Source organism: Parafrankia discariae (assembly GCF_000373365.1).
GTDB lineage: Bacteria > Actinomycetota > Actinomycetes > Frankiales > Frankiaceae > Parafrankia > Parafrankia discariae.
Genome location: NZ_KB891119.1, coordinates 1 through 7,922, shown reverse-complemented (window position 1 = coordinate 7,922; position 7,922 = coordinate 1). Strand labels below are relative to the sequence as shown.

Genomic DNA, 7,922 nt, shown 5'->3' with positions numbered 1-7,922 from the left:
GGCATCAAACCAGGGCAGAGCGCGGCGTCGGCTTCGGACGTCAATTTCCGACGGATGCGACCTTCCATCTTCTGGGAATTAGGATTCAAGCAATCCAGCCTTCGCCATATCACGCGGGTTCCGCGGTGCGCCGCCTCCAACGCCTGAGCACGGCCACCGCTTCAATGGCATGCTGCTGTCCCCTTCACCTTTCGGATCCAGGTAAGCCATCGAACCCAGGAACCTCCCTCCGAGTTCCTCCCGGCTGAGCCGGGGATACAACCAGGCGCCTCATGGCGCACTGCCACCGGTCTCCCACCTGCCGGGCGTCGGGTAGGACACGGCGGATCCCTTCGGCGTAGGCNCCNGAGCCNTCCCGGCAGACGACCTNNACNCCNGGATGNGCNCGCAGCCAGGCCGCCAGGACGTCAGCGCCACGGCCGGGCAGGACGTCGACGCGGCGGCGGGTCTCGACGTCGATGAGGATCGTGGCGTAGCGGTGACGGCGGCGCAGCGCGAAGTCATCGACCCCCAGGACCCGCGGGACCTCGGGCGGCGGCACGGGGAGACGGAGCAGGCAGCGCAGCGCGGTGTCCCGTGACAGCCGCACCGACAACGCGCCCAGGACCCGGGCCCCGCCGCGGCCCGCGAGTTCCCGGACCACCGCGCCGACCTGGGCCGCCAGCCGGACGGTGCGCCGCTGGTAACGCTCCACCACACCCGGGACCTGCTCCCGAAACGTCCGCAGACAGCCCCGCGTCGGGCACACGAGCCGACGGACCCGCACACCCAGCAGCACCCGGCGTGCATCCAGCGCCACATCCACCGGTGTCCGCACGTGATAGCTGTGCACCCGCGCCGTCAACGCGCCGCAGCGGGGGCACGCGACCGGCCGGTCCGGAGTCCGCGCCGTGACCCGGATCCGGTCACCCTCGTCCGCCACGTCCTCCACGACCAACGGCGCCAACCCTGCGAACACCACCGCCACCAGGCCATCCACACCAACCATGACGGATAGTGACATAGAGTGCCACGTCAGCTACCACCGGATGTGCGGCAGAGCCGTTACTTTTACAGGCCCCAGCGCGAGTACTCCCGTAGCAGCGAGAAGACCTGGGTCTTCGGCGCCCTGCGCATCCGCGACGGCACCGAGATCACCTACTGCGCCCCGGCTCGCAACAGCGACGGCTGGATCAGGCTGCTCACCGAGGTCATCCACGCCAACCCCCGCGGCCCGATCCGGATCGTCACCGACAACCTGACCACCCACACCAGCGGGAAAGTCCGCGAGTGGCTGACCCACCACCCACGCATCCAACAGGTATTCATCCCGAAGAAGGCCTGCTGGCTCAACCTGGCCGAAGGCTGGTGGCGACTCCTACGCCGGGCCGCGTTCGCCGGCCAGACCTTCGCCGATCCCGACGAGATCACCCACGCCGTCGAGGTGGCCACCACCCAGCTCAACGCCCACGCGAAACCCTGGATCTGTGGACGCCCGTCCCCACCCACCCGCAGACCCCGCCGCCAGTTCGTCTACCGCCTTTAAGGAACGTTGCACTAGCAGGGTTTTTGCCTCCGAACCTGATCTCGGAATGATCGTCGGCATGTCTACACCGTGGGCCGACAGCGAGGGCTCCACGGCCTGACCGTCGAGTTCGGCGACGCGGGCAACGTGCTTACAGCGATGCCAGAGATCACTGAAAACGTCTCACCGACTACACACTGCGATCTCTGGCGGGGCATCCCGGCGGTACCACTGCCCCAGACGACTGCCTGTGGGGCTCCGGAACTGGGCCTGAGTCAAGGGGCCCTGGCTCGGCTGTTCATGTGCGTCGAGCTGCTGAGGGTGACCCGCACCTTCGGCGATCATCCGGACCTTGCCGGACTGCTTGCCCGCGAGGCTGACCGGCTCGTCATCGAATTGTCAGCGGCGAAGTAGCGCGCCTCACATGGCGTCAGGACCGCCAGACTGGTGCGAGGCGATCCTCGCCCTCTAATCCGGACCCAACGTCGACCCAGGTAGCCCGATCGCCTTGCCAGACTGCCACCGACGCCCAACCGAAAGGCTGATCGATAATATCAGGCGGATGCACACCGTTCGGATTCATGGGCGCCGGAAGAAGGGGAGGATCCACGAATTTCCGGAGTCTCAAAATTTCGAACTATATGAAGCCCTGAAGTCCATTTAAAAATGTCCAGAAAAGGCCATCCGATGTGGGCCGTCAGGGACTCGAACCCTGAACTCGCCGGTTAAAAGCCGGCTGCTCTGCCAATTGAGCTAACGGCCCTGCGAGAGTCATGATACCGAACTGTGTGGCCTGGAGTGCCGGCTGGCTGTCGGAGCCCGCGTGTGGGGTGCGTGTCGCACGGCGGCCGGGGCGGACGGGGCGGCGTGGGTTAGTCGGTCGTGGTGTGGTGTCGGGGGTAGGGCGCTGTTGCATCGGCGATGTCCACCTTCGCGTAGCCGCCGATCAGTCATGATCAGAGGATGCGTCGACGTCGTGTCCGTCCACCGGTTCCGACGTCGGAGTTCGCCGGGTTCCGCTTCCCTCCCGAGGTGATCGTCCTGGCGGTGCGGTGGTACCTGCGCTACGCCTTGTCCTACCGGGATGTGGAGGAGCTGCTTGCCGAGCGCGGCCTGGTCGTTGATCAAGTGACCGTCTACCGGTGGGTGCGCCGGTTCACTCCGCTGCTGATCGACGCGGCCCGGCCATGCCGGCACACACCGAGTGATCGTTGGTTCGTCGACGAGACGTATGTGAAGGTCGCCGGACGATGGGCCTATCTGTACCGGGCCGTCGACCAGTTCGGCCAGGTCATCGACGTGCTGGCCTCCGAGAAGCGGGATCTCGCCGCGGCCCGCCGGTTCTTTACCCGNGCNCTGTCCCACGGCCGGCGGCCCGTCGAGGTGACCACCGACCGGGCCGCCTCCTACCCACGAGTCCTCGACGAACAGCTCCCCGCCGCTCATCACGTCGACGACCAGTACGCGAACAATCCGATCGAGGCCGACCACGGCCGGTTCAAGACACGACTACAGCCGATGCGCGGCCTGAAAGGCCTCCGCTCCGCACAGATCATCGGCTCCGGGCACGCGTTCGTGCAGAACATCCGCCGCGGCCACTACGAACTGGGCGTCGATGCCGACCCCCGGAACCGGCTGACGGCTGCCTTCACCGAGCTCACCCTGGCCATCTGACCGCCCGCCCGAGACGGCTCCACCACGCCCCGCCTCCGCCCAATGCAACAGCGCCCCCGGTCCGGATCGGCGCGGGACAGGGAGAGCCGACTGCGGGCGGGCTGCGGGTCGTGGGGCAGGGCACTGTGCCCCGGCCAATCGGGCCCGATAGGGTGGGAGGCGGTGCGCCGGGAAGTCTGGTCGGCATGAAGATGCGTCTGGTCTGTGTGCGTTGTGTGACCGGTTCGAGGTGGTCATGGGACGCGCGGAGGGATGCCGCATGCGATTGGATTTCTCGAAGGGATGTGGATGTCCGCCGCACCGTCTGGTACCCCGACGCCGGAAGGCCCGGGTCGGTCCGGTGCTCTTCCCGCCCGGCTCCTGACGCGGCCGGGCTGGTCCCGTGCTCGGCAGGTCACCGGCGTGCTGCGTAGCGAGACGGTGGGTGGCCTGTTGCTGCTGGCTGGCGCGGTGGTGGCGCTGGTCTGGGCGAACTCGCCCTGGCGTGCGGCGTACGCGACGCTGACCGGCGCCCACGTCGGGCCGGAGGCGTTGCATCTGCGCTTGAACCTGGCGCACTGGGCGTCCGACGGCCTGCTCGCGATCTTCTTCTTCGTGGTGGGCCTCGAACTGAAACGCGAGTTCGTCCTGGGGGATCTGAGATCACCCAGCCGCGCGGCCCTGCCGATCGTCGCGGCGGTCGGCGGGATGGCGATGCCCGCCCTGATCTACACCCTGGTCAACAGCCTGTCCGCGGACGGGGCACCTGAAGGCTGGGCGGTGCCGACGGCGACGGACATCGCGTTCGCGGTCGCCGTGCTGGCCATCATCAGCACCCATCTGCCGGTCGCGCTTCGTTCGTTCCTGCTGACCTTGGCCGTCGTCGACGACCTCCTCGCCATCACGATCATCGCGGTGTTCTTCACCGACTCGCTCAGCCCGGCGCCGCTGGCCGGCTCGGTCGCGACGATCGTCCTATTCACACTCCTGGTGAACCGGGGTGCCGGCCGCTGGTGGCTGCTGCTGCCGCTCGCCGTCGTCGCGTGGGCGCTCATGCACGCCTCGGGGGTGCACGCGACCATCGCCGGGGTGCTGATGGGATTCGCGGTACCCGCCCGCCCGGAGCCAGGGGCACACGTCGGGATGTCGGAGCGGTTCGAGCATCGCTGGCGTCCGGTGTCCGCCGGCATCGCCGTGCCGATCTTCGCGTTGATGGCGGCCGGTGTGTCGCTGGGTGACGGCGGGATCGGCGCGGCGTTGCGTGACCCCGCGGGCCTGGGTGTGGCCCTGGGTCTCGTGGTCGGCAAGCTGGTCGGGGTCCTGGGCTCCACGTTCCTGCTGGCCCGGTTCACCCGGGCCGAGCTGGATCAGAGCCTGGCCTGGTGGGACGTCCTCGGTGTCGCCCTGCTGGCCGGTGTCGGTTTCACGGTCTCGTTGCTCATCGGTGAGCTGGCGTTCGGTGACGGGACCGAGCGCGACGACCATGCCAAGGCGGCGATCCTCCTTGGATCCCTGGTCTCCGCGCTGCTCGCGGCAGTGGTCCTCCGAACCCGTAACCGCGTGTACCGCAGGATCGAGGAAGAAGAAACGATCGACCGGGACGCCGACCAGGGCTCTTGCGAGAACGCGTCATGACCTTGATGGCGTTGGATGTCGGGTTCAGGTGGAGTGGCGGGTTTGTCATGGGAAGCCGTGGAGGTTGAGTGCGGCGGTCGCGGTGACGTGGTCGAGGCGGCCTTCGGGGATGTAGCGGTAGCCCGCGGCGCGGATCGCGGTGATCACGGCGCCTCGGAAGATCGCGAGGGCTGCGGGGGCCCGGCCGGTCCTGCTGGTGGAGGCGTCCTCACCGAAGGTGACGTCGCGGACGTAGTGCTGGCGGTCCTCGATGTGCCAGTGCTGGCGGGCGAACGTCGCGAGCAGCGCGGCCCCTGCCTGCTCGAAGGTGAGGCTGGTGATCCCGTAGGCGGTCTCGCGGGTCGCCGGCCTGCCTTTCACCCGGCGCCAGCGGTGGATGCGGATCGCCTGGGCCGCGTGCGGGAAGTCGAGGTGGGCGACGGTGGCGGCCTTGATGCCGCGGGTCTCGTCGCGGCCGTGGCCATGGTCGCGGGTGGTGGCGCCGGTCGGGATATGTCGGCCCAGGGCAGGCCGGCCAGGAACGCCCACATCGTCGGCTGATTTTTCTTGATCACGGCAAGGTAGTGGGCGTTCTTCGCGGTGACCAGCCAGTCGAGGTTGGCGCGCACGGTGTGGAGGGCATCGGCCGTGACCAGCACGTTCGTCAGGTCAAGGGGCCGTAGCAGCCGGCGGAACACCGTGGTCTCGTTGGTCTTGGCGTCGACCTCGACCTGACCGAGCAGCCGCCCGTCGCCGTGGCTGACCGCGCCGACGAGGTGCACCCGGCTGCCGTCGGCGCGTTTCGCGTGCCGGCTGGTTTTGCCGTCGACCGCGACCGCCGACTCCACCGCCACGCGTTCCCGGGTAGCCACATCCGCCTGGGCGGCGGGTTCCTGCTGCCCGCAGGCTTCCTCCTCGGCTGGCGGGTTCGGGTCGAGCGGTGGGTCGAGCAGGGCCACGGCGAGTTCCCCGTCATCCACGGCCGCAAGGAACCGGTGGATCGTCGCGGCGCTCGGCAGCCGGTAGCCGTCGAACGGGTCCCACGGCAGGCGCAGCCGCGCGCGTTCCTCGTCACTGGTCCGCCTCAGCCACCCGCGGACCGCCGACACCCGGTCGTGGCCCGCCGCCGTCAGCGAGCACAGCCACACCGCGGCCAGGCACCGCAACGGGTAGACCAGCCCGCGAGGCGACCGCTGGTCGGTCACCAGATCGAGCCGTTCCCAGATTTCCGCACGCGACACGTCGCCGGCTCCCACCACACCGGCCGCGGCGCGCGACAATGCGCCCACAGGCACGCCGCACTCCAGACCACGAGGACATAAGACATCTCCGTGATCTACAAGTGGCGTGCCTGTCCCTTTGCCCGCGACACGTGGTCCAGCCGTGCCCGCGCTCCCACACACCGCCCTCTACCAGGACCGATCAGCCGAGCCTGACAGAGCGGGCCGATCCCATCAAATCGCGTCCTTGCAAGAGCCCTGGGACGCCGACGGCATCCCCGACGCGTTCCAGGAACCCGCCACCGAGGATGCCATTGCCCATCCCACCGATACCCCTCACAAAAAATGACAAGCGGCAGCAGTCGCCTTTCTGATCACCACGAACGATGTCCTGACCAACTTCCCCGCCGACGACCTGCACTGCGGATTGAACGACTACCTCACCAAGATCCAGACCGACTTCGCGTTCGGAGAAATGTCGGTCCTGCAGGAGGTCGCCAAGCCGAAGAAGAAGCCAAGCAGAAGCCCGAGCCGTCATCCAGATCGGTACCGGCGAGCCTGAGGTGTGCAGGACCAGACACGGCAACGGGCTCCGCCTGCGCGATCTGATCTGCTACCGGGGTCGTACTCACTCGGGAACGCTCCCGAGAGATCCGACATCTTCACATGATCCGGGATCAAACCGCTGGTGTTCGTCTCCGACATTCTCGTAGGCCTCCGCCCGGGAGATACTCGGCCTGCTAATCGCTGAGGAACGCGGCCTCTAAATCGTCGCCGGCATGGCTCGCGCCGGTCTGTGTCGAAAAATCGGGAGGCCTTACGCCTGACGGCGTAAGATCTTTTGTCGCATCGGGCCCGATTAGCGAGCATTGAGTGTCGGGAAATATTCGAGTTCGAATTGAAGTGGTCGATTTTAAAACTATGTAGGTCGGAAATTTTTTGATCATGCTGGAATTGGATCGCAGGATTCGAGCTGGTTAAAACTCGGTTGTTCTCTGTAGATTGACCTGCCGAAAAAGTCGTCCGTGCTGGTCCGTCGTCCAATCTGTGCCGTGATGATCAGGTGGGTGTACGGCGTGACATCGGCACCGTTGGGTGCCGTGTAGCGCGCCCATCCCGGTCATCGCGACTGATATAAGGATCCGTCGTGATGACGTCAGCGTCGATGGATGGTGGTGAGGGCCGCCATGACCGCAGCCCCAACCGTGGCTGTCATCCGGTGGCTGTCGTCGGGGCCCCGGGTGTCGACGTACGACGGCGTCGCCGTGCATTTCCGCTGGTAGGCGGCCTGCTTGTGCGAGCGGGGATGACGATCGTGGGTCCGGGGATGGTGGGCTGGCGGTTCGGGTTGTGCCCGGTTCTGTCCACCGTCGTATGCAGACAAGACAGAAGCCACCGGCGCGCCGGTGGCTTCCTTGGTCTCATCTTGATCTCTCAGTTGCCCTGCTTCCCGTCAGCGCGGGCGCGGTCCGGCACGGCAGGTGGGTTGCTACCTCATCCGACGGTCCGCGTGGATCGGGCACATCGTCAGGGTCGGCTGTCGACGCGGAGCGAGCAGGTAGCGGTAGATGCTCGGGGCGGGAGACGGCTCATACTCTACGATCAGCCTCCATTTGCCGGCCGCAGTGGACGCGGGCGCTCCCGATTACGCTCCATCAGCCTTCTGGCTGAGGGTGATGTTCGGTCGCCCTACCTGCCAAGCTGGTTCGAGGCAGAGGATGTCTGTTAACCAGTGACGAGGGCGGGTTGGGAGCTTGATCTAGATGGATGCGGGGCTGACAGCGGCTCGCTGGCCGGTTGACGATGGTNGGGTGAGCGAGGACGAGACGCAGCGCCGGCGGCCGGATCCGGAGGTGCCCGCGAAGGCACGGCGCCGGCAGTTCTCTCCGGGCTACAAGATGCGGATCCTGGCGGAGTACGAGGCGGCGACC

The 7,922-nt window shown here is 67.2% G+C and carries 5 protein-coding genes, 1 tRNA gene and 2 pseudogenes; 4 read left to right on the top strand and 4 right to left on the bottom strand.

The annotated features are described in order from the left end of the window. Window positions 1-283: 283 nt before the first annotated feature. A pseudogene (locus B056_RS35320) lies at window positions 284-988 on the bottom strand (ISL3 family transposase); the annotation flags it as partial. A gap of 18 nt (window positions 989-1,006) precedes the next feature. Here B056_RS35320 and B056_RS0105840 point away from each other — a divergent pair. Beyond that, the gene (locus B056_RS0105840; protein WP_051105551.1) at window positions 1,007-1,525 is read left to right on the top strand and encodes a transposase; all 519 of its coding nucleotides are present in this window, start codon (window positions 1,007-1,009) and stop codon (window positions 1,523-1,525) included. Window positions 1,526-2,194: 669 nt separating this feature from the next. Here B056_RS0105840 and B056_RS0105830 read toward each other — a convergent pair. After that, window positions 2,195-2,267, bottom strand: a tRNA-Lys gene (locus tag B056_RS0105830). Between the two features lie 200 nt (window positions 2,268-2,467). Here B056_RS0105830 and B056_RS0105825 point away from each other — a divergent pair. Further along, window positions 2,468-3,178 (top strand): IS6 family transposase, encoded by a 711-nt coding sequence (locus B056_RS0105825; RefSeq protein ID WP_018500956.1) that lies wholly within the window; start codon window positions 2,468-2,470, stop codon window positions 3,176-3,178. 288 nt (window positions 3,179-3,466) lie between these two features. Further along, a complete protein-coding gene (gene nhaA / locus B056_RS0105820) occupies window positions 3,467-4,792 on the top strand; it encodes a Na+/H+ antiporter NhaA (RefSeq protein WP_026239380.1) in 1,326 nt (441 codons plus the stop codon). Window positions 4,793-4,837: 45 nt separating this feature from the next. Here nhaA and B056_RS45285 read toward each other — a convergent pair whose 3' ends face one another. Together B056_RS45285 and B056_RS35315 are read right to left on the bottom strand one after the other, a co-directional pair. After that, the gene (locus tag B056_RS45285) at window positions 4,838-5,227 is read right to left on the bottom strand and encodes a hypothetical protein (RefSeq protein ID WP_268258348.1); all 390 of its coding nucleotides are present in this window, start codon (window positions 5,225-5,227) and stop codon (window positions 4,838-4,840) included. After that, the gene (locus B056_RS35315) at window positions 5,149-6,012 is read right to left on the bottom strand and encodes an ISAs1 family transposase (RefSeq protein ID WP_268258347.1); all 864 of its coding nucleotides are present in this window, start codon (window positions 6,010-6,012) and stop codon (window positions 5,149-5,151) included. The genes B056_RS45285 and B056_RS35315 overlap by 79 nt, the downstream gene beginning before the upstream one ends. A gap of 340 nt (window positions 6,013-6,352) precedes the next feature. On the opposite strand from B056_RS35315, the pseudogene B056_RS45685 reads away from it, so the two are divergent. Further along, window positions 6,353-6,539: pseudogene (locus B056_RS45685) on the top strand (Tellurite resistance TerB); the annotation flags it as partial. Window positions 6,540-7,922 lie beyond the last annotated feature (1,383 nt).